Source organism: Pseudomonas indica NBRC 103045 (assembly GCF_002091635.1).
GTDB classification, from domain to species: domain Bacteria; phylum Pseudomonadota; class Gammaproteobacteria; order Pseudomonadales; family Pseudomonadaceae; genus Pseudomonas_M; species Pseudomonas_M indica.
Map to the genome: position 1 here is coordinate 128,596 of NZ_BDAC01000009.1, position 23,557 is coordinate 152,152.

18 protein-coding genes and 2 pseudogenes are annotated in these 23,557 nt (G+C 66.0%); 4 read left to right on the forward strand and 16 right to left on the reverse strand.

Going from position 1 to position 23,557, the window contains the following annotated elements; genetic code table 11:
* Nucleotides 1-2: 2 nt before the first annotated feature.
* The gene (locus PIN01S_RS12755) at nt 3-269 is read right to left on the reverse strand and encodes a DUF4212 domain-containing protein (protein WP_084336049.1); all 267 of its coding nucleotides are present in this window, start codon (nt 267-269) and stop codon (nt 3-5) included.
* 320 nt (nt 270-589) lie between these two features.
* Here PIN01S_RS12755 and PIN01S_RS12760 point away from each other — a divergent pair, with 320 nt between their 5' ends.
* The 3 genes from PIN01S_RS12760 to pulA all read left to right on the forward strand — a co-directional run bounded on the left by PIN01S_RS12760 (nt 590) and on the right by pulA (nt 5,488).
* Complete coding sequence (locus PIN01S_RS12760) at nt 590-1,549, forward strand: Vgb family protein (RefSeq protein WP_084336050.1); 960 nt, start codon at nt 590-592, stop codon at nt 1,547-1,549.
* 30 nt (nt 1,550-1,579) lie between these two features.
* A complete protein-coding gene (locus tag PIN01S_RS12765) occupies nt 1,580-2,206 on the forward strand; it encodes a glutathione S-transferase (protein WP_084336051.1) in 627 nt (208 codons plus the stop codon).
* A gap of 171 nt (nt 2,207-2,377) precedes the next feature.
* Entirely contained in the window at nt 2,378-5,488 is a 3,111-nt protein-coding gene (pulA, locus tag PIN01S_RS12770) for a pullulanase-type alpha-1,6-glucosidase (protein ID WP_084336052.1), read from the forward strand.
* A 585-nt stretch (nt 5,489-6,073) separates the two neighbouring features.
* Here pulA and PIN01S_RS12775 read toward each other — a convergent pair.
* The 8 genes and pseudogenes from PIN01S_RS12775 to rloA2 all read right to left on the reverse strand — a co-directional run bounded on the left by PIN01S_RS12775 (nt 6,074) and on the right by rloA2 (nt 13,163).
* A complete protein-coding gene (locus tag PIN01S_RS12775; protein ID WP_084336053.1) occupies nt 6,074-6,376 on the reverse strand; it encodes a hypothetical protein in 303 nt (100 codons plus the stop codon).
* A 21-nt stretch (nt 6,377-6,397) separates the two neighbouring features.
* Nucleotides 6,398-7,741, reverse strand: a complete 1,344-nt coding sequence (gene creD / locus PIN01S_RS12780; RefSeq protein WP_084336054.1) for a cell envelope integrity protein CreD — start codon at nt 7,739-7,741, stop codon at nt 6,398-6,400.
* A gap of 92 nt (nt 7,742-7,833) precedes the next feature.
* Complete coding sequence (locus PIN01S_RS27440) at nt 7,834-8,058, reverse strand: winged helix-turn-helix transcriptional regulator (RefSeq protein ID WP_084336055.1); 225 nt, start codon at nt 8,056-8,058, stop codon at nt 7,834-7,836.
* Between the two features lie 35 nt (nt 8,059-8,093).
* Nucleotides 8,094-9,518 carry a two-component system sensor histidine kinase CreC gene (gene creC / locus PIN01S_RS12790; RefSeq protein ID WP_084336056.1) on the reverse strand — a complete coding sequence of 475 codons (1,425 nt, stop codon included), beginning with the start codon at nt 9,516-9,518 and terminating at the stop codon, nt 8,094-8,096.
* Entirely contained in the window at nt 9,518-10,198 is a 681-nt protein-coding gene (creB, locus tag PIN01S_RS12795) for a two-component system response regulator CreB (protein WP_084336057.1), read from the reverse strand. The genes creC and creB overlap by 1 nt, the downstream gene beginning before the upstream one ends.
* A 246-nt stretch (nt 10,199-10,444) precedes the next feature.
* Nucleotides 10,445-10,975: pseudogene (locus tag PIN01S_RS27585) on the reverse strand (methyl-accepting chemotaxis protein); the annotation flags it as partial.
* Between the two features lie 327 nt (nt 10,976-11,302).
* Nucleotides 11,303-12,475: pseudogene (locus PIN01S_RS27590) on the reverse strand (HAMP domain-containing protein); the annotation flags it as partial.
* Nucleotides 12,476-12,650: 175 nt separating this feature from the next.
* Nucleotides 12,651-13,163, reverse strand: a complete 513-nt coding sequence (gene rloA2, locus PIN01S_RS12805; protein WP_084336059.1) for a retropepsin-like aspartic peptidase RloA2 — start codon at nt 13,161-13,163, stop codon at nt 12,651-12,653.
* A gap of 143 nt (nt 13,164-13,306) precedes the next feature.
* On the opposite strand from rloA2, the gene yihG reads away from it, so the two are divergent.
* Nucleotides 13,307-14,194, forward strand: coding sequence for a 1-acylglycerol-3-phosphate O-acyltransferase, YihG family (gene yihG, locus PIN01S_RS12810; protein ID WP_084336060.1), 888 nt, complete (start codon nt 13,307-13,309; stop codon nt 14,192-14,194).
* A 122-nt stretch (nt 14,195-14,316) separates the two neighbouring features.
* Here yihG and fdhA read toward each other — a convergent pair whose 3' ends face one another.
* The 7 genes from fdhA to glyA all read right to left on the reverse strand — a co-directional run bounded on the left by fdhA (nt 14,317) and on the right by glyA (nt 23,402).
* Nucleotides 14,317-15,516, reverse strand: a complete 1,200-nt coding sequence (fdhA, locus tag PIN01S_RS12815) for a formaldehyde dehydrogenase, glutathione-independent (RefSeq protein ID WP_084336061.1) — start codon at nt 15,514-15,516, stop codon at nt 14,317-14,319.
* 175 nt (nt 15,517-15,691) lie between these two features.
* A complete protein-coding gene (locus tag PIN01S_RS12820) occupies nt 15,692-16,549 on the reverse strand; it encodes a formyltetrahydrofolate deformylase (RefSeq protein ID WP_084336062.1) in 858 nt (285 codons plus the stop codon).
* A gap of 62 nt (nt 16,550-16,611) precedes the next feature.
* Complete coding sequence (locus PIN01S_RS12825) at nt 16,612-17,244, reverse strand: sarcosine oxidase subunit gamma (RefSeq protein ID WP_084336063.1); 633 nt, start codon at nt 17,242-17,244, stop codon at nt 16,612-16,614.
* Between the two features lie 209 nt (nt 17,245-17,453).
* On the reverse strand, nt 17,454-20,492 hold the full coding sequence (locus PIN01S_RS12830; RefSeq protein ID WP_084336064.1) for a sarcosine oxidase subunit alpha: 3,039 nt from the start codon (nt 20,490-20,492) through the stop codon (nt 17,454-17,456).
* Nucleotides 20,489-20,815, reverse strand: a complete 327-nt coding sequence (locus PIN01S_RS12835) for a sarcosine oxidase subunit delta (protein ID WP_084336065.1) — start codon at nt 20,813-20,815, stop codon at nt 20,489-20,491. Before PIN01S_RS12835 ends, PIN01S_RS12830 begins: the two co-directional genes overlap by 4 nt.
* An 11-nt stretch (nt 20,816-20,826) precedes the next feature.
* A complete protein-coding gene (locus tag PIN01S_RS12840; protein ID WP_084336066.1) occupies nt 20,827-22,077 on the reverse strand; it encodes a sarcosine oxidase subunit beta family protein in 1,251 nt (416 codons plus the stop codon).
* A gap of 71 nt (nt 22,078-22,148) precedes the next feature.
* A complete protein-coding gene (gene glyA / locus PIN01S_RS12845; protein WP_084336067.1) occupies nt 22,149-23,402 on the reverse strand; it encodes a serine hydroxymethyltransferase in 1,254 nt (417 codons plus the stop codon).
* Nucleotides 23,403-23,557 lie beyond the last annotated feature (155 nt).

The following is a 23,557-nucleotide window of genomic DNA, read 5'->3' on the forward strand; positions in this document are numbered from 1 at the left end:
CCTCAGTCTTCGTGAACGTCGTATTTGCGGTCGAGCTGATTCATCTTCCAGACGTAGACGAAGATCATGACCACAAAGGCGTAGATGGAACCTTGCTGGGCGAACCAGAAGCCGAGGGGGAAGCCGAAGAATTTGATGGCGTTGAGCTGTTCCACGAACAGAATCCCGCAGCCGAACGAAACCACGAACCAGATCACCAGCAGCGTCAACATCAGCCGCAAGTTCTCTTTCCAATAGGCCTTGGCGGCCTCTTGCTTGGAAACGGACATAGGTCCTCCAGATTTTGTTGTTGTTATGGCCATCTGAAATTAGCAGCCTGAGCGGCGAGCGCCAGTGCGACTTTCGTCGAGTGGCTCCCCCACGGCATTTTCCGCGATGGCCTGAAAGCCCCGGAATAGGCACTTCAAGAGCATAGGTATGGATTGCGAAGACTGCTTCATGGACAGGCGCAATCGATCCCCGGAGCATAGCCACCCGGGATGACCTGACCTAGAGTGTGACGAACCGACGTGACAATCCCGCAACGCATCTCACACGGAATCATTGCACTCCCTCTCATCCCATGAGACTCCACTCACAAGGAGGCCCCATGCGCCGCTCCATCCCTTTACTGCTGATCCTGCTGCTGGGCAGCGTCCTGGCCCTGCCGCTGCGGGCGGAAGACGTTCGCTACTATGCCGTTCCCAAGGGCGCAGGCCCTCACGATGTGGCGCCCGCGCCGGACGGACTTGTCTGGTACACCGCCCAGCGCCAGGGCGCGCTGGGCCGTCTGGACCCGAAGACCGGCGAAACCGAGCAGGTCCCGCTGGGCCAGGGTTCGGCGCCGCATGGCGTGATCGTCGGCCCGGATGGCGCCGCCTGGGTCACCGACAGCGGGCTGAATGCCATTGTCCGGGTCGATCCCGAGCGCCTTGGCGTCGAGGTGTTCCCTTTGCCGGACAATGCCGCCAACGCCAACCTCAACACGGCCGCGTTCGATAACGACGGGCGCCTCTGGTTCACCGGGCAGAACGGTTTCTACGGCCGCCTCGACCCGCAGAAGCGGACCGTCGAAGCCTGGGCGGCACCCGGCGGACGCGGGCCCTACGGCATCACCGTGACGCCGGATGGCGAGGTCTGGTACGCCTCGCTGGCCGGCAGCCACATCGCCCACGTAGACCCGGTTTCGGCCAAGGCCGAAATCATCCAGCCGCCGACGGCCAACCAGGGCGCCCGGCGCATCTGGAGCGATTCCCAGGGTCGCCTGTGGGTCAGCGAATGGAATAGTGGACAACTCAGCCGCTACGCCCCCGAGGATGGAAGCTGGAAGAGCTGGAAGCTGCCCGGCGACAGTCCGCGCACCTACTCGGTGTATGTCGACGAGCAGGACCGCCCCTGGGTGACCGACTTCTCCGCCAATGCCATTTTGCGTTTCGATCCGGAGAGCGAGCGCTTCCAAGCCTTCCCCAGCGATCAGGGCAATGCCAACGTACGGCAGATGCTCGGCCGGGTCGGTGAGGTCTGGGGCGCGGAGTCCGGTACCGACCGGCTTGTGGTGATCCGTTATTGATCCGCCCGAACGACGAAAAAAGGAGTTTCCATGTCCACCCCCAGCCTGACCCTGTTCCACTCCCCCGCCTCGCCCTTCGTGCGCAAGGTGATGGTGCTGCTGCACGAGACCGGCCAGCTCGATCGCGTGGCCCTGCACACGGTGGCGCTCAGCCCGGTCAACCCCAGCGCCGAACTCAACGCCGACAACCCGGCCGGCAAGATTCCCGCGCTGCGCCTGGAGGATGGCAGCGTGTTGCACGACAGCCGGGTGATCCTCGATTACCTCGACCACCAGCACGTCGGCGAGCCGCTGATCCCGCGCGACGGCACGGCGCGCTGGCGGCGACTGACCCTGGCCTCGCTGGCCGATGCCATCCTCGACGCTGCCGTACTGACGCGCTACGAAACCTTCCTGCGGCCGGAGGAAAAGCGCTGGGACGGCTGGCTGGCCGCGCAGAAAGACAAGATCGAGCGCGCCCTCGCCTATTTCGAACAGGACGCCGCCGCCGAGCTGGCCTGCCACTTCGACATCGCCGCCATCGGGGTCGCCTGTGCTCTCGGTTATCTGGACCTGCGCCAGCCCGAGCTGGGCTGGCGCGATCGCTACCCGCGCCTGGCCGCCTGGTACGCCGAAGTCAGCCAGCGACCATCGATGCAGGCGACCCAGCCGACCTGACCTTTCGACAAGCCGTCGCCTGGGCCGAACCCAGCGCGGCGGCATTCAGCAAAGCGCCACTACGCCACCTGTCTACGCCCTGCTGCGGGCCTTCCGAAGAGGATGTGCCCCACCCTCGTCCTGCGCACCATCGACCCGTGGTGACAACAAGAACAACATCGGGACGATGCCATGCACAGATTCGGATTGCCGCAGCCTCTGCTCACTCTCCTGCTCGCAGGCCTGGTCGGACTGGCCGCCGCCGGACCCCTCGAACCCGGCCCCGACGAGGCGCTGCTGTACTACCAGCGCAGTGACAGCGCCTACGATGGCTGGGGCCTGCATCTCTGGAACACGGCCGCGTGCAGCGGCACACGCGAGCAAACCGCCTGGGAGCGGCCCCTGCTCCCGGAGGGCGTGGATGCCGAATATGGCGCCTGGTATCGCATCCCGTTGAGCATCGACGCCCACTGCCTGAACCTGATCCTGCACAAGGGCGACGAGAAAGACCTCGGCGGCAGCGACCTGGTCTGGCGGCTCGACGAGCTGGGCCGGCGCGTCTTCAGCCGCAGCGGCGATCGCCGGCTCTCTGCCGAGCCGCTCGGCCCGACACTGGCCATCGACGGCGCCCGCGCCCACTGGCTGGACCCCGACACCCTGGTTCTGCACGGCGGTGGCGAGGCGGCGCGGCTCGAACTGCGCTACGCCCCGGCGGCGGATATCCGCATCGACGCCGAACGACGCAGCGTCAGCGGCGGCCAAGCCATCGCCCTGCAGCCCGGTGGCCTGAACGACCGGCTCAAGGCGCGCTTCCCGCATCTGGCCGGGCAGCCTGCCTATCGCCTGGAGGCCAACCCGCACGTCCTGCGCACCGCCCTCAAGAGCCAGTTGCTGGTGCTCGGCTACGACCGCGACAACCGCCTGGTGTCCGCCACCCAGGTACAGACGCCCGGCGTGCTGGATGCGCTGTACCGCTACACCGGCCCGCTGGGTGCCGCCGTGCGCCCGCACGATGTGCGCTTCCGCCTCTGGGCGCCGACCGCACAGCGTGTCCGCCTGCACCTGTTCGACCGCGATAAGCGACGCCTGCCGGGCTCCCCGGTGGAGATGCGCGAGCGTCACGGGGTCTGGACCTACAGCGGCCCCCGCCAACTGGATCGCCAGTACTACCAGTACGAAGTGACCGTCTACCACCCTTCCACGGGGCGGGTGGAGACCAGCCTGACCACCGATCCCTACGCCCTCAGCCTGTCGCGCAACAGCCAGTACGCCCAGGTCGTCGACCTCGACGCCCCGGATCTCAAGCCCGCCGGCTGGGACAGCCTGCGCCCGCCTCGCGTATCAAGGCCCGAGGCCCGGGTGATCTACGAAACCCACATCCGCGACTTCAGCGCCAGCGACCCGGACCTGCCGGCGGACCTGCGCGGCAAGTACCTGGCCTTCACTCAGCCGCAGGGCCATGGCGTCCGCCACCTCCGCGACCTGCGCCGGGCCGGGCTGACCGATGTCCAGTTGCTCCCCGCCTTCGATATCGCCACGGTGGACGAGGACCCGGCCCGGCGAGTTGACCTCGATGATCCGTTCTCGAAGCTCTGCGCACTGTCCGCCGGCGTCCGGGAGAAATGGTCCGGCTACTGCGGCGGCGAGCGTATCCGCAACGTGCTGGAACGCTTCGACCCGGCGGGTCCGGACGCCCAGGCGCTGTACGCCGACCTGCGCGCCCTGGACGCCTTCAACTGGGGCTACGACCCGCTGCACTACAGCGTTCCGGAGGGCAGCTATGCCAGCGATGCCGAAGGAGTACGCCGCATCCGCGAATTCCGCCGCATGGTCCAGTCCCTGGCCGAGATGGGCCTGAGTACGGTGATGGACGTGGTCTACAACCACACCCACGCGGCCGGGCTCGCCGACCAGTCGGTGCTGGACAAGCTGGTGCCGGGCTATTACCACCGGCGCGACCCGGTGACCGGCGCGGTGGAGCGCTCCACCTGCTGCGAAAACACCGCTTCCGAGCATTTCATGATGGAGAAGCTGATGACCGATTCCCTGGTGGTCTGGGCGCGCCACTACAAGATCGGCGGCTTCCGCTTCGACCTCATGGGCCATCACATGCGCACCAACCTGCTCAACACCCTCAAGGCGGTGCGCAAGGTCGATCCGGAGGTCTACTTCTACGGCGAGGGATGGAATTTCGGTGAAGTCGCGGACAACGCCCGCGGCATCAACGCCACCCAGCGCAACATGGCCGGCACCGGCATCGGCACCTTCAACGACCGCCAGCGCGACGCCGTGCGCGGCGGCAGCCCGTTCGACGGCGGTGACGCCATCCGTCGAAACCAGGGCTTCGCCAACGGCCTCTTCGTGCTGCCCAACGAGCTGAACAGCGGCAGCCCACAGGAACAGGCCGACCTGCTGCACGCGCTGGACCTGATCCGCGTCGGCATTGCCGGCGGCTTGCGCGACTACCGTTTCGAAAGCGCCGACGGCAGCCTGCGCCGCGGCGCCGAGGTGGACTACAACGGCCAGCCAGCCGGCTACACCCTCGACCCGCAGGAGACCATCAACTACGTCTCCAAGCACGACAACCAGACGCTCTGGGACAACAACCAGTACAAGCTGCCGGCCACCCTGAGCACGGCCGAGCGGGTCCGCCTGCACCTGCTGGCCCTCGCCGTGCCGTTGTTCAGCCAGGGCGTGCCCTTCATCCACATGGGCTCGGACATCCTCCGCTCCAAGTCCCTGGAGCGGGACAGCTACGATTCCGGCGACTGGTTCAACGCCGTGGATTTCAGCTACCAGGACAACAACTGGAACAAGGGTCTCCCGCGCGCGGACAAGGACGGCGACAACTGGCCGTTGATCCGCCAGGTCATCGCCGACCCGAACGCCCGACCGTCGCCAACGGACATCCTCACAGCCAAGCAGCGTTTCCTCGAACTGCTGCGCATCCGCAGCGGCAGCCCGCTGTTCCAGCTCGGCAGCGCCGACGCCATCCAGCGCCGCCTGCGCTTCCACAACACCGGCCCGCAGCAGATTCCCGGCGTGCTCGCCTTCAGCCTGGACGACCGCCGCTCCGCCGGCGCCGACCTCGATCCACGCCACGACGGCGTGATGGTGATCTTCAACCCCACGGCGGAGACGATCAGCCTGCCGGGGGCCCAGCCGGGGTATCGGTTGCATCCCGTCCTACGGGAATCCCGCGACGCCATCAGCCGAGAGGCGCGGGTCGTCGGGAAGCGCTTCGAGGTGCCGGGTCTGACCGTGGCGGTGTTCATGCAGGAGCAGGAGGGGCGGAGACGCTGACGGAAGTCATGCGAATCTTGCAATCAAGAAGCTTCTTTTGGCTTTTGGTGCACGGGATGTCAGGCACGGATAAGTCCCCTTCAGGAGGCCGAGTGGAGGCGCTGCGCAGGGGGACGAGCGGCAGGGATGCCACGAGAGGCGTATTGGGCCAGGGATGGCCCATGTACGCCGCCCCCCGTAGCAGTGCCGGAACGAGGGAAGTCTCGCGGAGCGATGGCGGGGACGCCTAGTTCCGGATGATGGGGTGCGCTTTCTTTTGCTTACTTTTCTTTGCGCATTTCAAAGAAAAGTGAGGGCGCCGGGAGGCGCAACCAGAAGTACAAGCAAAACACCGAAGTGAGCTTTGCACCTGAGTATCGGTTCAACTGCTTTGATATTGGATTGATAATCCAGTATCAAAACCCGGCCGCAATCGAGACCCGTCTCTCCCCATCCCGTTGCCCTCCAAACCCAGCTTTCCTTCAGCAGACAGTCCAACCGCAGGCCGGGACACCATCAAGGCGCCCCGCGGCGGAAACAACGCCGCGACCCTCGCCGCCAGCCAATGCCCCACCCGCGCATCCTCCCGCAATCCCACATGCCCGCTCATGGCCGATGCATCCCACGCTGCATCAGCAGCGCCAGCAACAGGCCGACCTGGGCGAGGGCCACGCAGAGCGACAGGAAGGAGCGCACCGACGGATTGGCCGCGGCGCTCTCGACGCCGGTGAGCCACAGCCAGAACTCGCCGGGCAACACCTCCAGCGCCAGATGCGCCAAGGGTTTGCCGGTGAGCAGGAAGTTCTGAACCAAGCCCATCTCCCCGGCGAACATCAGCCCGACCAGGATCAGCGCCGCCACCATCAGGCCGAGGCCGAAGCACACACAGAATTCCAGCATCAGTTTCATCTCGATTCCCTCCGATCCGGGTCAGGCGGCGGTCGCCGGGCTCTTGCCCAGGCCATACCAGTCCAGTTTGCGGGTCAGCACCATCACTGCGGCGAGCAGGCCGAACACCAGCAGCGAGCCCATCAGCAGCGCGTAGTCCTCGGCGCTGAGCAGGCCATAGAGCATCCCGTACAGCGCCGCCAGGGCCGCCGCGAAAGCGCCGCCGCGCAATAGGCTGTGCAGCACGCTGCTGACGTAGAAGCCGATCAACAATACGCAGGCGCTGGCGGAAACGGCGTAGGCCAGCTCGAAGCCGATGTGCTCGGACAGCGACAACAGCAGCAGGTAGAAGAACGCCAGGGCCAGTCCGACCAGGCCGTATTGCACCGGGTGCACGGAGAGCCGTTTGAGCACCTCGAAGAGGAAGAAGCCGGCGAAGGTCAGAGCGATGAACAGCAGCGCGTACTTGATCGCCCGGTCGGTCTTCAGGTACTGGTCCACCGGGTCGACGAAGCTGACACCGAAACGGCGATTGGCCAGCTCGTAGCATTCGTTGCGGCGGGTGCAGTCACGCAGGACTTCCTCCAGGTTGGTGGCGAAGAAGCTGGTCTGCCAGCGCGCGCTGAAGCCAGCCCCGCTGATTTCACGCTCGTTCGGCAGGTAGCTGCCGACGAAGCTCGGATGCGGCCAGTCGGAACTCAGGCGTACCTGGGTCTCGCGGCCCACCGGCGTGACATCGAACTGGGACGTGCCTTGCAGGTGCAGGTCGAAGGCGAAGTCCAGCGCCTGCGCCTGGGCGCCGTCCAGCGCCAGCGGTGCATGCACACCGTTGCCGAGCATCTTGTCGCCGCTGCCCGGCTCGAAGTTGAACTGCCGGCCGTTCAAGCGCAGCTTGAGGTCGTTCTTGATGCCGCGGATATCGCTGATGCCCATCGCCAGGAAGGCCCGCTCGAAGCGGTAGTCCTCCAGGTGCTCGCTGATGCCGAAATGCTCCGGAATCTCGAAGCGCCCGCTGATCTGGTTGTTGCCGTGATAGAGCCGCGCCTGATAGATACCGCGATAGCGCAGCTCGGTCTTCATCTCTCCGTCGAGCACGAAGCGCTCCGGGAGAAAGTACAGGCGGTTGCGGATTTCCTTCTCGTCCAGGTAACGCTGGCCGGTGGTCTCATGCACCTTCCACTCGCGCACCGTGCGGCGATAGGGCACCACCAGGATCGGCCCGGTGAGCTGCTGGCTGAAGCTGGAACTGCGGGCGATGTCTTCGACCACGCCGATACGCAGGCTCTGCCGCTCGCTGACCAGGCCATCGATCATCAACAGCGGGATCATCAAGAGAACGACCAGCACGACGATGGCGCCGAGCTTGATCAAGAGATTTCGGTTCATGGGGCTCTCCTTGTTGGGAATGCGGAGAGCTTGGCGGGCGGGAATGGAGGGAGCGTGCGGCTTGTGTGGAGAGTGGATGGAGATTGTGTGGACTAGGGGAAATCGTCGACTTGCCAATACCCCCCTTTCGCCGGGCCGATACGCCGTAACCGTCCCTGATCGCGCAGCCTGCCGATCTGTTTTTCCACTGCTCGCGACGTCACACCAAGGCGCTCGGCCAAGGCACGGGCCGAAAGCCGGGGCTCGGCCCGCAAGAGTGCGAGGATTTTCTCCGAACTTTCCTCCGAACTTTTCTCCGAACCTTCCACCATGGCCATCGAACTGTAGGGGCGAATTCATTCGCCCTGCGACCCTACGGACCGACCAGGGCCAGGACTACCTCTATCCCCTCTTCGACATTCGCTACCCGCAACTCGCCCCCATGCAACTCCGCCACTTCCTGCACGAAGTTCAGCCCCAGCCCCGTGCTCTTGCGGCCGCTGGCCGGGCGTGGGAGGGAATAGAAGCGTTCGGTCAGGCGCGGCAGGGCGTAGTCGGGGATCGCTGCGCCCTGGTTGAACAGGCGCAGCGTCACCCATTCCCCTTGGCGATCGACGCTGAAACGAATGCGCCCGCCAGCCGGGGTGAAGTCCAGGGCGTTGTCCAGCAGATTGGCCAGGGCCTGGCGCAGCAGGAAGCGTTCGCCACGCACGGCCAAACCGGCCGGAATGGCGTTTTCCACCTGGAATCCGCCGGCCTGGATACGCGCGGCCTGCGCTTGCAGCAGGTCGTCGGCCAGCTCGCGCAGTGGCACCGCGACGCGCTCTTCCAGGCCCTGGCGTTGTTCCACCTGGGCCAGGTTGAGCAGGCGTTCGATCAGTTGCTGCAGGCGCTCGCTCTCGCCGGCGATGTTGGCGACGAAGCGCTGCCGCTGCTCCGCCGGCATCTCGCCCTCGAGCAGTTCGGCGGCGCCACGGATCGCCGCCAGCGGGCTTTTCAGCTCGTGGGTCAGGGTGTGCACGTAGCGCTCCACGTAGGCCTTGCCTTCGAGCTGGGTACGCATGCGCTCCACGGCGTCGGCCAGTTGGCCCAGCTCGCCGCCGCTCACCGTCGGCAGTACCGCACGCTGCCCTTCGCTGACGGCCTGGGCATAGCGCGTCAGGCGGCGCAGCGAGCCGCTAAGCCACCACGACAGCAATCCGCCGACCAGCAGGCCGAGGCCGATCAAGCCGCCGCCGAGCCAGGCCAGGCGTCGCTGCGAGCGCTCGACGTAGGGTTGTAGGGTGCGGTTCGGCTTGGCCACCGAGACCACGCCGATGATCCGCTCGCCGTCCTTGATCGGCGCCGCCACGTACATCACCGAGGAATCCGGGTCGCTCGGGTCCTCGCGGGTCGAGCGGGCGCCGTAGACGCCCTTGAGCGTCAGGTAGACGTCGTTCCAGCGCGAATAATCCTGGCCCACGGCCGAGCCACTGGAGTCCAGCAGGACGATGCCGGCGGCGTCGGTAACGTAGATGCGGTGGTTCACCGCTGTCTTCTGCACGCCCCAGATGGTCGCCCGGGGCTCGCGCAGGCCATAGGCACGCAGCAATTCGGGCAGGCGGCTTTCGGCGAGGGTGCCGTTCTTCAAGTCTTCGCGCAGCAGCTCGGCCAGCAGGTTGGCGGTGTCCACCAGGGTCTCTTCGGTGGACTGGCGCATGCCGGGGCGGATCTCGTCCATCACCGTATCGAGGACGAACCAGCCGGCCAGGCCGACGAAGAGGAAATAGGCGAGGAAGATGCGAATGCCGAGCGGCATCAGGCGCGCTCCGGGTCGTAGCTGTAGCCAAGGCCGCGGTGGGTCTGGATTGGCTCGGCCTCGGCGGCGACCTGGCGCAGCTTGGCGCGCAGGCTCTTGATGTGGCTGTCGATGTTGCGCTCGTAGCCGGCGTCGGCGGGCACACCCACGGCGTCGAGCAACTGCTCGCGGCTGAACACCCGTTGCGGCTGGCCGAGCAGCGCCTGCAACAGGCGGAACTCATGGCGAGTCAGACCGAGCGGCTGGCCATGGTAGTGGATCAGGAAACGCGCCTCTTCGACCTGGAACGGACCGTTCGGCGTCGCCGGTTCCGCCCTTGGCGCGACCCGCTTGAGGATCGCCTTGACCCTGGCCGCCACCTCGCGCGGGCTGAACGGCTTCACCACGTAATCGTCGGCACCGATCTCCAGGCCCACCACGCGGTCGATCTCGCCGTCACGGGCGGTGAGGAAGATCACCGGCACGTCCGAGAACCGCCGCAGCCGCTTGCAGGCTTCGAAGCCGCTGATATCGGGCAGGCCGACGTCGAGGATCAGCAGGTCCGCCGGCGTCGCCTCCTGGAAGGCCAGCGCCTCGCCGGCGAGGCTCAGCCAGGTGGTGCGAAAGCCCTCGGCCTGGAGGGCATAGACCAGGGTATCGGCGATGGCGGCTTCGTCTTCGACGATGAGAATGTGCGGCATGGGCGTCCTGCGGATGCGACGGATTGGCGGGGAGACTGCGGCAGGGCGGAACGGGCGTCAAGCCGCCCGGCTGATCGCTCCGGGCGGTAGGCGAATGAATGTGCACACGGCACCCGCCCGCTTTTTGTAGGAGCCAGCTCTGCTGGCGAAGCTGCTGTGATGGCCCCTTTCGCGAGCAAAGCTCGCTCCTACCAAGAATGAAACCCGCCCGAGGCGAATTCATTCGCCCGACGAAGCCAGGGACAACTAACCCAGCCGGAACCGCCCGGTATTGCGCTCCAGCACCTCGCTGCCCCGGCGCAGTTGCTCGGCGGCTTCGCTGACCGCCTGGGCCCCGGCCAGCAGGTGGCTGGCGGCCTGGTCGACCTGCTGGATGTTGCCGCTCACCTCGTCGGCGGTGGCCGCCTGCTGTTCGGCGGCGGTGGCGATCTGGGCCAGGCGGTCGCTGACCCGCTGCACCGCCTCGGCGATGCTGTCCAGGTCCTCCCCCATGGCCAGCACGCTGCCGACATCGGTTTCGGCCTGGCGGAAGGCGTCTTCCATCAGGCCGACGGCCTCGCCAACCACTTTCTGCAGGTCCTCGACCGTCTTGCCGATTTCCTGGGTGGAGTCCTGGGTCCGCTGCGACAGGCTACGCACCTCGTCGGCGACCACAGCGAAGCCGCGCCCCTGCTCGCCAGCACGGGCGGCTTCGATGGCGGCGTTGAGGGCGAGCAGGTTGGTCTGCTCGGCGATGCCCTTGATCACATCGACGATGCGGTTGATCTGCTGGGTCTGCTCGCGCAGCTTCTGCAACGTGGCCGTGGTATCGCCCAGCCGCGCGCTGAGCTGGCGCATGCTGGCGCTGGTGCGGGCGCTGCGCTGGTTGCTCTGCACGGCTATCTCGCGGGTCTGCCCGGCGTCGGCGGCGGCCTGCTCGCAGCTTTCCGCCACACTCTGCGCGGTGGCCGCCAACTGGGTTGCCGCGGTGGCGATCTGGCTCACCTGGCCCTGCTGCTGTTCCACTGCCCCGAGGGAGTCCTGGGCCTGGGCGTTGAGCAGCTGCACCGTGCCGCCCAGTTGCCGGCTTTCCGTGTTGACGCCCTCCAGCGACTCGCGCAACTGCGCCACCGCCGTGTTCAGCGAGGCGGCGATCCCGGCCAGCTCGTCCTGGCCCTGCACCGCCACACGCACGCTCAGGTCACCGGCACGCAAGCCCTCCGCCGCCGCCGTGATACTCGCCGTGCTGCGCTGAATCGAGGCGTTCAGGCAGAACAGCACGTACAGCGCCAGCAGGGTCAGGACAGTGAAGGCCGCCACCACTTCGACCAGCACCGCCCTGTCCTCGTCCCGGTAGCCGGCGACCCGCTGGTCGAATTCGCCGAAGAGTGCCTGCTCGAAGCCCCGCAGGTCGCCTTCGAGCTGCTCCACTGCCTGGATGAATGCCTCGGGAGTCAGGGCGATGGGGTTGCTGTCGAACATCTCGCGGTCGATCCGTTCGAGAAAGCGGTCGAGCCCGCCCTGGGCCCTGTCGCCGGGCTCCCGCAGGGAAGCGGCTACCGCCGGCGCCTCCCGCTCCAGGGTGGTACGCACCTTGTGCAACTGTGCGCGCGACTCTTCCAGCGCCCGGCGCAGGTCGCGGATCACCACCCGGCTCTGCAAAGTGAAATGCTGGGACACCACCGCACCGTGCCCCTGGCTGGCGAAGCTGCCGAGGTTTTCCAGCAGGCGCGGCAGGCTCGCGGTGAGCTGCTCCATCATCAGGTAGGTATCGAGCTTCGGATCGAGGATCAGGCCGCTGTCGGTGGCCACCTGCTCGCGTAACGCCGTCAGTTGCAGCAGTACCTTTTGGTAACGCTCCAGGGCATCCGGTAGCGCCATCCGGCCCACGGCCTCGACCGCCAGCTCACCGCGCATCCCCTGTAACGCCTCCAGTTGCCGCGTCGCCGCGTCACCCAGCGGCTCGCGCTGCAAGGTCGCCTGGACCTGGGCCAGGGCCTCGTCCAAGGCGCCCGCGCGCTGGGTCAGCAGGGCTTCGGCCTGTTTCTCGGTCCCCTTCCAGCGGGCGAACAGGGTGCGCTGCTCCAGCAGCGCCTTCTGCACGTCGCTCAGTACCTGCACCGTGTGCATGCCGGCGCGTTCCTGGTCCATCAGCGAAAGCCGTTCGACATGGTCGCTGACGATGGTCCAGAGCGCGTAGCCCATGGGCAGCAGGAAGAGCAGGAAAACCAGTTGGAATTTGCGCGCGAAGCTGAAGCGTTCGAGAAGACGTACGCCCGGCTTGAGTACTCCAGTCATGCTGACACCTCAACGAATCCGGTACCGCGCCATCCGGGCCGCGGGAGAAAGGGACACGAAGCAAGAAACAGGCCGATTGCCATCATAGCTATCGGCCGTTTCCGAGGTTTCTGGAGTGAGAATAGGTTCTCTATGGAAAACCGACCGGGCGCGGCGATTCACATACAGAGCAGCTTCAGCATTGTGGCTTGCCGGCAGTGAACTTGCGGGCCGGGTCTACCGCCGCATCGAACTCGCGCAGCGCCTTGGCACCGATCAGTACCGGATAGTTGAAGGCGCTGCGGTCGGTCAGGTTGGCCTCGATAACGCGCCGCTCACCGCCCAGGCAGACTTCCAGGTCGATCACCGGGCGGCGGGAGATTTCGGCCTTGTCGCCTTCTTCGTCGTCTTCCTCGTCGGCGCGGTTCTTGATCTTGCTGATCCGCGCCAGGCGGTGTTCGTAGAGGGTGTCGTCGGCCCTCTTCCCGGCCAGGCGGAAACGCACCCAGTCCTCGCCGTCGCGCTCGAAGCGCTCGATATCCTTGGCCGACAGCGACGCGGTGCGGGCGCCGGTGTCCATCTTCGCCTTCATGACCTGGCCGATCTCAGGCAGGCGGACATACTCGTAGCGCCCATAGAGGGTGGGGTCCTTGGCGGCGAAGGCGGTCAACGGCAACAACAGGCAGGCGGACAGAAAAACGTGCTTCACGAAGGGTTCCCCCAAATTCAAGCGACAGTGGCTAGGACCCGGACCCTGGTGAATCGTTCGGCCGCCGGTCGCGGCGCCGCTTCGCTTGGTCTCGGGCGTGAGCCTGCTTATCATGGGCCGCCCGCGCACCACAAGGAGTTGCCATGCGCCGCCCGTTGACCGGCCTCGTCGTCATCCTGCTGCTGTTGCTCAACACCCTGGTTCTCATCGGTCCGATGATGCTGCTCGCCCTGCTCAAGCTGGTGCTGCCCGGCCAGCGCCTGCGCGATCTCTGCTCGCGGGACGTGATGTGGATCGCCGAGACCTGGGCGGAAATCGACAAGCTGATCTTCGCCACCTTCACCCCGACGGTCTGGGATATCCGCGGCGGCGAGAACCTGCGTCAGGACACTTCCTACCTGGTGATCAGCAACCACCAGTCCTGGGTCGATATCCCGGCGCTGGTCCAGGCATTCAACCGCAAAACGCCCTACTTCAAGTTCTTCCTGAAGAAGGAGTTGATCTGGGTGCCCTTCCTCGGTCTCGCCTTCTGGGCGCTGGACTACCCGTTCATGAAGCGCTATTCCAAGGCCTTCCTGGAAAAGAATCCGCATCTGAAAGGCAAGGACCTGGAAATTACCAAGACCGCCTGCGAGCGCTTCAAGCGCATGCCGGTGACGGTGGTGAACTACCTGGAAGGCACCCGCTTCACCCCGGCCAAGCAGGCCCAGCAAGGCTCGCCCTATCGGTACCTGCTCAAGCCCAAGGCAGGCGGCGTGGCCTTCGTGCTGGCCGCCCTCGGCGAGCAACTCGACGCCATCCTCGATGTCACCCTGGTCTACCCGGAAGGCCGCATTCCCGGCTTCTGGGACCTGGCCAGCGGACAGGTTTCCAAGGTGATCGTCGACATCCACACCCGGTCGCTGGACCCGGCACTGTGGAGCGGCGATTACGAAAACGACCCGGAATTCCGCCAGTTCGTGCAGGGCTGGGTGTCGAAGCTGTGGGAAGAGAAGGACGCCCGCATCGGAGCGCTACGCGCGGAGTCATAGGCAGCATCGGGGTTGTAGGGGCCAGTTCGCGCGGGGTTGGAGCTGAGAAATAGCAGAAGCCACAAGCCAGAGCGTAGAACCACTCCGGCTTGCAGCTTGTGGCTTAGCGCTTGCCGCTGCTTTTAAGCTGCACTGAACGTCTTGTGCGGGTCGATGACGAATTTCTTCGGCACGCCGGCATCGAACTCGCCGTAGCCCTTGGGCGCGTCGTCCAGGCTGATCACCTGTACGCCGACCACTTCGGCGATGTTGATGCGGTCCCACATGATCGCTTGCATCAGCGCACGGTTGTACTTCATTACCGGGGTCTGGCCGGTGTGGAAGCTGTGCGACTTGGCCCAGCCGAGGCCGAAGCGGATGCTCAGGCTGCCGATCTTCGCCGCCGCGTCCACCGCGCCCGGGTCTTCGGTCACGTAGAGGCCGGGGATGCCGATCTTGCCGGCCACGCGGGTGACTTGCATCAGCGAGTTGAGCACCGTTGCCGGCGCTTCGTGCTGGGCGCCCTGGTGACCATGGCCACGTGCCTCGAAGCCCACCGCATCCACCGCACAGTCCACTTCCGGCTCGCCCAGCAGGTTGGCGATCTGCTCGTGCAGCGGAGTGTCCTGGGACAGGTCGGCGATTTCGAAGCCCTGGGCCTTGGCGTGCTGCAGACGTACCGGGTTGACGTCACCGACGATCACCACCGCGGCGCCGAGCAGGCGGGCGGAAGCAGCGGCGGCCAGGCCGACCGGGCCGGCACCGGCCACGTAGACGGTGCTGCCCGGGCCGACGCCCGCAGTGACCGCGCCGTGGTAGCCGGTGGGCAGGATGTCGGACAGGCAGGTCAGGTCACGGATCTTCTCCATGGCCTTGTCGCGATCCGGCAGCTTGAGCAGGTTGAAGTCGGCGTAGGGGACCAGCACGTACTCGGCCTGGCCGCCAGTCCAGTCGCCCATGTCGACGTAGCCATAGGCACCGCCGGCACGGGCCGGGTTGACGGTCAGGCAGACACCGGTGTGCATTTCCTTACAGGAACGGCAGCGTCCGCACGCGACGTTGAAGGGGACGGAAACCAGGTCGCCGATCTTCAGGTTCTCCACATCACTGCCCTTCTCGATCACCTCACCGGTGATCTCGTGGCCCAGTACCAAGCCGACCTGGGCGGTGGTACGACCGCGCACCATGTGCTGGTCGGAACCGCAGATATTGGTGGAAACCACTTTGAGGATGACCCCGTGCTCGATCTTGCGACCGCGCGGGTCCTGCATCTTGGGATAGTCGATCTTCTGGACCTCGACCTTACCCGCGCCGAGATAAACGACACCACGATTACCAGACATGCGTTGTTCTCCTTTCTTGTTGTGAAGGCGGAGGCGCAGCCGGCGGCCGCGCGGCCCCGTTCGGAACATCTGTCGGCTTTGTCGCAAGCGCCAAGGACGGCGCCAAAAGGTGAATCGGTATGTGCAGGGGTGAATTCATTCACCCGCTGGCCACGTTGGGCGAATGAATTCGCCCCTACAAAACAACGGTGCGGTTGGCGTGGAGGAACACACGCCGCTCGAGGAAGTAGCCCACTGCCTTGGCCAGGGTCAGGCATTCGATGTCGCGGCCCTTGGCGATCAGGTCTTCCGGATAGTGGGAATGGTCCACCGGCTCGACGCCCTGGGCGATGATCGGGCCCTCGTCGAGGTCGTTGTTGATGAAGTGGGCGGTGGCGCCGACCAGCTTGACGCCCTTCTGGTACGCCTGGTGGTACGGCTTGGCGCCCTTGAAGCCAGGCAGCAGCGAGTGATGGATGTTGATCGCGCGGCCGTCCAGCTTGCGGCACAGCTCGGGCGAAAGCACCTGCATGTAGCGGGCGAGGATCACCAGCTCGGCACCGGTCTCTTCCACCACCTGCATCACCCGGCGCTCCTGGGAGGGCTTGTCGTTGGGGTCGAGCGGGAAGTGGTAGTAGGGGATGCCGTGCCAGCGCGCCAGGGGATCCAGGTCCGGGTGGTTGGAGACCACCGCGGTGATATCCATCGGTAACTGGCCGATGCGCTGGCGGTAGAGCAGGTCGTTCAGGCAGTGATCGGCCTTGGAGACCATGATCACCACCTTGGCGCGGTAGCCGGGCGGGGTCAGCTCGGTGCTCATGTCGAACGGCGCCACCCGCTCGGCCAGGCCGACGCGGAAGACCGCCTCGTCGAAGCCCTGCGGCGCGCGGAACTCGATGCGGATGAAGAAGCGACTGGCCAGGCGGTCGTCGAAGCTGTGGTGCTCGGTGACGTAGCAGCCCTGTTCGAACAGGTAGCGCGTCACCACGTCCACGGTGCCGAGCAGACTCGGGCTATGGGCGGTGAGAATCCAGGTATCGGGGGTGCGGCTCATGTCGATCTCCCAGGCTGCTCGGGGTATGGGGTGGACGGCTTGCTATCCATCCACCCTGCGGCTCACGCCTCGATCGCCAACCCGAACTCGGCGCTGGCGTCCTGCAGCCAGAGCCAGATGTAGTCGGCGAAGCTGCGCCGTACCACCAGCTCCCAGGTTTCCTCGGCGGTATGCCGGATCACCAGCTGGGTCTTGGCGAAGTGGGTCCCCACCGCCTTGCCCACCGGGAAATTGCTCGGATGGACGTCGTAGGAGGTGGACTTCATCAGCATCTCGCGAACCTTCGGACCGCTCAGTTCGAGCAGGGTCTGGCCGCCGCTAACGTTGACCACCGCATAGTGCAGCTCGTTGCCGAGGGCTTCGCGCAGACGCTTCTCGGTGGCGAACTCCTCGCCACGCGGAACGATCAGCAGCCACTCGTCCGGGGCCAGCCATTGCAGCGAGAGGCTGCCGTTGGCAACCAGGGTCAGCGCCACCGGCAACTCGACGCCGAGAGCCTTGTGCACGCCGCCGGCGAAGGCCGGGTCCTTGGCATCGCCGCGCAGGGTCAGATGGCCGAGCAGCTTCTTCTCGCGCAGGTGCACACCGGCACCGGATTTGCCCTTGCCCACCAGCTCGGCGAGGCCGGCGTGGTGCAGCGGGGATTGCCCTTCGATCTTGTCCGGGCGTTGTTTGTAGACGTTGACTGCGGTCATGGTTCACCTGCCTGGGCGCTGTGGGGCGCCGTTGGAATTCTTGGTGTGGCGGGTTTTATGCGCTCGCCGAAGCATCGCCCCCTCACCCCTGCCCTCTCCCCAAAGGGGCGAGGGAGTTGTACGTGCATGACCGCAACACCGTTGCCATCCCCTCTCCCCGCTGGGGAGAGGGTTAGAGTGAGGGGGCGGAGTCCAGCCATACACATCGGTCAAACGTTCTGCCGCTCCCCCTTCGGGTCATAGAACACCGAAGACACGATCTCCGCCTCGATCACGCTGCCATCGGCCAGGGGTGCGAAGACCCGCTCGCCCATGCGCTTGAGGCCGCCCTTGACCACCGCCATGGCGAAGCTGTGGCCCATGGTGGCGCTCATGTAGCTGGAGGTGACGTGGCCGACCATGGTCATGGGGATCGACTGCTTGGGATCGAACACCAGTTGCGCGCCTTCCGGCAGGACCTTGAGCGGATCGATGGGCTTGAGGCCGACCAGTTGCTTGCGGTCTTCGCGCAGGCAGTCCTCGCGGTTCATCCCGCGCCAGCCGATCCAGGAGAACGGCTTGGTGCGGCCGACGCACCAGCCCATGTTCAGGTCGTCCGGGGTCACCGAGGCATCGGTGTCCTGGCCGACGATGATGAAGCCCTTCTCCGCACGCAACACGTGCATGGTCTCGGTGCCGTACGGGGTCAGGTCGTACTTCTTGCCGGCCTCGATCAACTTTTCCCAGACGCCCAGGGCGTAGTCGGCCTGGACGTTCACTTCGTAGGAAAGCTCGCCGGTGAAGGAGATACGGAACACCCGCGCCGGTACGCCGGCGACGTTGCCCTCTTTCCAGGTCATGAACGGGAAGCCGTCCTTGTCCAGATCGATATCGGTGACCTCGGCCAGCAGCTTGCGGCTGTTCGGGCCGGACAGGGTCATGGTCGCCCAGTGGTCGGTGACCGAGGTGAAGTACACCTTCAGCTCCGGCCACTCGGTCTGGTGGTACAGCTCCAGCCACTGCAGTACGCGGGCGGCGCCGCCGGTGGTGGTGGTCATCAGGAAGTGGTTGTCAGCCAGACAGGCGGTCACGCCGTCGTCGAAGACCATGCCGTCTTCCTTGCACATCAGGCCGTAGCGCGCCTTGCCCACGTCCAGCTTGGTCCAGGCGTTGGTGTAGACACGGTTGAGGAACTCACGGGCATCCGGGCCCTGGATGTCGATCTTGCCGAGGGTCGAGGCGTCGAGGATGCCGACGCTGTTGCGCACCGCCAGGCACTCGCGGGCCACGGCAGCATGCAGGTCTTCGCCCTTCTTCGGGAAGTACCAGGGACGCTTCCACTGGCCGACATCCTCGAACTCGGCACCGTTGGCCACGTGCCAGGCCTGCATCGCGGTGTAACGCTTGGGCTCGAACAGGTGGCCGCAGTGACGGCCGGCCACGGCGCCGAAGGTCACCGGGGTGTAGTTCGGGCGGAACATGGTGGTGCCCATCTGCGGGATGCTGATCCCCATCGAACGGGCGGCGATGGCCAGGCCGTTGATGTTGCCCAGCTTGCCCTGGTCGGTACCGAAGCCCAGCGCGGTGTAGCGCTTGACGTGCTCGACCGACTCGAAACCTTCACGGGTGGCCAGTTCGATGCCGGCGGCGGTGACGTCGTTCTGCAGGTCGACGAACTGCTTGGGCGCACGCGCCGTGGGCTTCTCGTGGGGGACCTGGAACAGCGCGATAGCCGCTTCCTCGACACGCTTCTCGGTGCGCGGCAGGTCGCCCGCCGTCGCCTTGAAGCCGGTTTCGGCGGCCGCCTTGACGCCCGCTTCGAAGCCGTTGGCGATCACGTCGCCGAGCTTGAACACACCGTTCACCGCACCGGCGTCGATGCGCTTCTGCAAACCGTTGCCCTCGCCGGGCACGAAGGCCAGGATGTCTTCGCGCCATTCCGGACGGCCGCCCAGGTGCGACGCCAAGTGCACTACTGGGCTGTAGCCGCCGGAGCTGGCGACCAGATCGCAATCCAGCCACTCGCCGGGGCTGGTGACTTTCATCGCCACCGGGTCGATGGCCGCCACACGGGCGGCTTCCACCCGCTTGCCGCCGCGCACGTCGATCACCGAGCTGCCGGTGAGCACGCGCACGCCGCGGGAACGTACTTCCTCGACCCAGCTGCCGCGCGGGTTGGAACGCGCATCGGCGACCGCCACCACCTGCAGGCCGGCATCGAGCCAGTCGAGGGCGGTGCGGTAGGCGTAATCGTTGTTGGTGGCCAGGACCAGTTTCTTGCCCGGCGCCACGCCGTAGCGACGCACGTAGGTGGAGACGGCGCCGGCCAGCATGTTGCCGGGCACGTCGTTGTTGGCGTACACCAGCGGCCGCTCGTGGGCGCCGGCGGCCAGCACCACCCGGCCGGCACGCACGCGGTGCACGCGGTGACGGGCCTGGGGCGCGCTGAAGGCGCCCAGCGGAGCGGTTTCGCCGAGATGATCGGTACGGCGCTCGTGGATGGTGAGGAAATTGTGGTCGTGGTAGCCGTTCACCGTGGCGCGCGGCAGCAGGGTCACTTCCGGCAAGGTCTTCAGCTCGGCGACCACCTTGGCGACCCATTCCGCGGCGGGCTTGCCGTCGAGGGTCTCGCGGGTGTCCAGCAGGCTGCCGCCGAACTCTTCCTGTTCATCGGCAAGGATCACCCGCGCCCCGCTGCGGCCCGCGGCCAAGGCGGCGGCGAGACCGGCCGGGCCGGCGCCGATCACCAGCACGTCGCAGTGCTGGTTGATGTGGTCGTAGATGTCCGGGTCGTTTTCCAGCGGCGCGCGGCCCAGCCCGGCGGCCTTGCGGATGTACTTCTCGTAGGTCATCCACAGCGACGAGGGGTACATGAAGGTCTTGTAGTAGAAACCGGGCGGCATCATCTTGCCGCCGACCTTGCCGAGAATGCCCATCAGGTCGTTGTTGACGCTCGGCCAGCCGTTGGTGCTGGCCGCCACCAAGCCGCTGTACAGCGCCTGCTGGGTGGCACGCACGTTGGGGATCTGGGTCTCTTCGCGGGAGCCGATCTGCAACACGGCGTTCGGCTCTTCGGCACCGGCGGCGACGATGCCGCGCGGGCGGGAATACTTGAAGCTGCGGCCGATCACATCGACGCCGTTGGCCAGCAGGGCCGCGGCCAGGGTGTCGCCGGCGTAGCCCTGGTAGGTCTCGCCGTTGAAGGTGAAGGTCAGCGGCTGGCTGCGGTCGATGCGGCCGCCACGGGACAGACGATTGACCTGGCTCATGCCGTTACTCCTTTCGCTACGGGCTTCTTCTCGCTACCGCCAGCCTCGGTCACGCTGGGTTTCTCGCCGATCTTGTAGGTCTCGAGAATCTCGTAGCTGATGGTGTGACGGGTGGCGTTGAAATACTTGCGGCAACCGGCCGCGTGCAGCCACAGCTCGTGGTGCAGGCCGCGCGGGTTGTCGCGGAAGAACAGATAGTCGCCCCACTCCTCGTCGGTGCAGGCGTTCGGGTCCAGCGGCCGAGCGATGTGCGCCTGGCCGGCGGCGTGGAACTCCTCTTCGGAGCGCAGTTCGCCACAGTGGGGACAGAAAATGTGAAGCATGGCGAGTCTCCTCAGTGCGCCACGGCGGCAGCGCCGTGTTCGTCGATCAATGCGCCGGTATGGAAGCGTTCCAGGGCGAACGGCTTGGCCAGCGGATGCATCTCGCCGGTAGCCAGGCTGGCCGCGAATACGTGGCCCGAACCCGGGGTGGCCTTGAAGCCACCGGTACCCCAGCCGCAGTTGAAGAACAGGTTCTTCACCGGCGTCTTGGAGATGACCGGGCAGGCGTCCGGGCTGGTGTCGACGATGCCGCCCCACTGGCGGTTCATGCGCACCCGGGACAGGATCGGGAACATCTCGACGATGGCCTGCAGGGTGTGTTCGATGGTCGGGTAGGAGCCGCGCTGGCCGTAGCCGTTGTAGCCGTCGATGCCGGCGCCGATGACCAGGTCGCCCTTGTCCGACTGGCTGATGTAGCCGTGAACGGCGTTGGACATGATCACGCTGTCGATGATCGGCTTGATCGGTTCGGACACCAGCGCCTGCAGCGGATGCGACTCGATCGGCAGGCGGAAGCCGGCGAGCTTGGCCATGTGTCCGGAATTACCGGCGGTGACCACGCCGACGCGCTTGGCGCCGATGAAACCGCGCGTGGTCTCGACGCCGATCACGGCGCCGTCCTGCTTGCGGAAGCCGATCACTTCGGTCTGCTGGATCAGGTCGACACCGGCGGCATCGGCGGCGCGGGCATAGCCCCAGGCCACCGCGTCGTGACGGGCGACGCCACCGCGACGCTGGACGGTCGCGCCCATGATCGGGTAGCGGGTGTTCTTGCTGCAGTCCAGGTAAGGAATCTCGGCGGCCACCTGCTCGGCATTGAGCAGTTCGCCGTCGATGCCGTTGAGGCGGTTGGCACTCACCCGGCGCTCGGAATCGCGCATGTCCTGCAGGGTGTGGCAGAGGTTGTAGACCCCGCGCGGCGAGTACATGACGTTGTAGTTGATGTCCTGGGACAGGCCTTCCCACAGCTTCATGGCGTGTTCGTACAGTTGCGCCGACTCGTCCCACAGGTAGTTGGAGCGGACGATGGTGGTGTTGCGCGCGGTGTTGCCGCCGCCCAGCCAGCCCTTCTCCACCACGGCGACGTTCTTCACGCCGAATTCCTTGGCCAGGTAATAGGCCGTGGCCAGGCCATGGCCGCCGCCGCCGACGATGACCACGTCGTAGACCGGCTTCGGCGTGGGATTGCGCCACATGCGCTGCCAATTCTCATGGTGGCTGAGCGAGTGCTTGAACAGGCCGAAGCCGGAATAACGTTGCATCTGTAGGCTCCTGGTTTCATTCCCCTCCCCCGCTTACGGGAGAGGGTCCGGGGGAGAGGGTCGCTTGCTGCTCAGCGGTAGACCGGGTAGTCCGCGCAGAGCCCGGCCACCTGGGCGGCCACCTGCGCCTCGACATCGGCATCGCCGAGGTGATCGAGGATGTCGCAGATCCAGCCGGCCAGCGCCACGCACTGGGTTTCCTTGAAACCGCGGGTGGTGATCGCCGGGGTACCGATGCGAACGCCGGAGGTGACGAACGGCGACTGCGGGTCGTTCGGCACGGCGTTCTTGTTCACCGTGATGCCGGCGCGGCCGAGGGCGGCATCGGCATCCTTGCCGGTCAGGCCTTGCTTGATCAGGCTGACCAGGAACAGATGGTTGTCGGTGCCGCCGGAGACCACGTCGTAGCCGCGATCCATGAACACCTTGGCCATCGCCTGGGCGTTCTTGATGACCTGTGCCTGGTAGTCCTTGAAGCCCGGTTCCAGCGCTTCCTTGAAGCACACCGCCTTGGCGGCGATCACGTGCATCAGCGGGCCGCCCTGGGCGCCGGGGAACACCGCGGCGTTGAGCTTCTTCTCGATCTCTTCGTTGGCCTTGGCCAGGATCAGGCCGCCACGCGGACCGCGCAGGGTCTTGTGGGTGGTGGTGGTGACCACGTCGGCGAAGGGGATCGGGTTCGGATACAGACCGGCGGCGACCAGACCGGCCACGTGGGCCATGTCGACGAACAGCAGCGCACCCACCTTGTCGGCGATGGCGCGGAAGCGCGGGAAGTCGAGGGTCTTGGAGTAGGCGGAGAAGCCGGCGACGATCATCTTCGGCTTGTGCTCGACGGCCAGGCGTTCCACTTCGTCGTAGTCGATCAGGCCGGTGGCCGGGTCGAGGCCGTACTGTACGGCGTTGTACAGCTTGCCCGAGGACGACACCTTGGCCCCGTGGGTCAGGTGGCCGCCGTGGGCCAGGCTCATGCCGAGAATGGTGTCGCCGGCCTGCAGCAGGGCCAGGTATACGGCGCTGTTGGCCTGGGAGCCGGAGTGCGGTTGGACGTTGGCGTAATCGGCGCCGAACAGTTCCTTGGCGCGGGCGATGGCCAGGGCCTCGACCTTGTCGACGTGCTCGCAACCGCCGTAGTAGCGCTTGCCCGGATAGCCTTCGGCGTATTTATTGGTCAGGCCGCTGCCCTGGGCCTCCATCACGCGCTTGCTGGTGTAGTTCTCGGAGGCGATCAGCTCGATGTGATCTTCCTGACGTTGTTCTTCCGCGTTCATCGCGGCGAGCAGTTCGTCGTCGTAGCCCTGGATCTGGTCTTGCTTGCTGAACATCGCGGGTCTCCCGGCGCTGGCACGCGTATCAATGAGGGGTTGTCCTTGGAGGCGATGGTATGGCCGGGCCTACGCAGCGGTATGCCTGGGGACGCCACGGGAGAATGCGTTTGCGACATGGGGCGTCGCCGATGGACAACCACGGTCCCGCGCCG

Excerpts from the sequence above, each read along its gene's own strand:
- PIN01S_RS12755 (WP_084336049.1), bottom strand. The coding sequence starts at position 269 with ATGTCCGTTTCCAAGCAAGAGGCCGCCAAGGCCTATTGGAAAGAGAAC.
- PIN01S_RS12760 (WP_084336050.1), top strand. The coding sequence starts at position 590 with ATGCGCCGCTCCATCCCTTTACTGCTGATCCTGCTGCTGGGCAGCGTC.
- PIN01S_RS12765 (WP_084336051.1), top strand. The coding sequence starts at position 1,580 with ATGTCCACCCCCAGCCTGACCCTGTTCCACTCCCCCGCCTCGCCCTTC.
- pulA (WP_084336052.1), top strand. The coding sequence starts at position 2,378 with ATGCACAGATTCGGATTGCCGCAGCCTCTGCTCACTCTCCTGCTCGCA.
- PIN01S_RS12775 (WP_084336053.1), bottom strand. The coding sequence starts at position 6,376 with ATGAAACTGATGCTGGAATTCTGTGTGTGCTTCGGCCTCGGCCTGATG.
- creD (WP_084336054.1), bottom strand. The coding sequence starts at position 7,741 with ATGAACCGAAATCTCTTGATCAAGCTCGGCGCCATCGTCGTGCTGGTC.
- PIN01S_RS27440 (WP_084336055.1), bottom strand. The coding sequence starts at position 8,058 with ATGGCCATGGTGGAAGGTTCGGAGAAAAGTTCGGAGGAAAGTTCGGAG.
- creC (WP_084336056.1), bottom strand. The coding sequence starts at position 9,518 with ATGCCGCTCGGCATTCGCATCTTCCTCGCCTATTTCCTCTTCGTCGGC.
- creB (WP_084336057.1), bottom strand. The coding sequence starts at position 10,198 with ATGCCGCACATTCTCATCGTCGAAGACGAAGCCGCCATCGCCGATACC.
- yihG (WP_084336060.1), top strand. The coding sequence starts at position 13,307 with ATGCGCCGCCCGTTGACCGGCCTCGTCGTCATCCTGCTGCTGTTGCTC.
- fdhA (WP_084336061.1), bottom strand. The coding sequence starts at position 15,516 with ATGTCTGGTAATCGTGGTGTCGTTTATCTCGGCGCGGGTAAGGTCGAG.
- PIN01S_RS12820 (WP_084336062.1), bottom strand. The coding sequence starts at position 16,549 with ATGAGCCGCACCCCCGATACCTGGATTCTCACCGCCCATAGCCCGAGT.
- PIN01S_RS12825 (WP_084336063.1), bottom strand. The coding sequence starts at position 17,244 with ATGACCGCAGTCAACGTCTACAAACAACGCCCGGACAAGATCGAAGGG.
- PIN01S_RS12830 (WP_084336064.1), bottom strand. The coding sequence starts at position 20,492 with ATGAGCCAGGTCAATCGTCTGTCCCGTGGCGGCCGCATCGACCGCAGC.
- PIN01S_RS12835 (WP_084336065.1), bottom strand. The coding sequence starts at position 20,815 with ATGCTTCACATTTTCTGTCCCCACTGTGGCGAACTGCGCTCCGAAGAG.
- PIN01S_RS12840 (WP_084336066.1), bottom strand. The coding sequence starts at position 22,077 with ATGCAACGTTATTCCGGCTTCGGCCTGTTCAAGCACTCGCTCAGCCAC.
- glyA (WP_084336067.1), bottom strand. The coding sequence starts at position 23,402 with ATGTTCAGCAAGCAAGACCAGATCCAGGGCTACGACGACGAACTGCTC.